The sequence below is a fragment of the Rhizobium sp. UBA1881 genome (assembly GCF_002338015.1).
GTDB lineage: Bacteria > Pseudomonadota > Alphaproteobacteria > Rhizobiales > Rhizobiaceae > Rhizobium.
Genome location: NZ_DDHH01000074.1, coordinates 1,975 through 2,195, shown reverse-complemented (window position 1 = coordinate 2,195; position 221 = coordinate 1,975). Strand labels below are relative to the sequence as shown.

1 pseudogene is annotated in these 221 nt (G+C 67.4%); it reads right to left on the bottom strand.

The features are described from left to right. Nucleotides 1–221 (bottom strand): annotated as a pseudogene (locus tag B3605_RS08595) (amidohydrolase); the annotation flags it as partial.

The following is a 221-nucleotide window of genomic DNA, read 5'->3' as shown; positions in this document are numbered from 1 at the left end:
TCATGACCGCAGGCGTGCATCGTGCCTGGTGTCCGCGAGCGGTAGTCCGCCTGTCCCCGCTCGGTGATACGCAGTGCATCCATGTCGGCGCGGAGCGCGACCGCGCGATTACCGGTGCCGCGTTTGAGCGTGCCAACAACGCCGGTTCCGCCGATCCCTTCCGCGACCTCAAGGCCGAACGAACGCAGCTTATCCGCCACGAAGGCCGCGGTCCTGGTCTC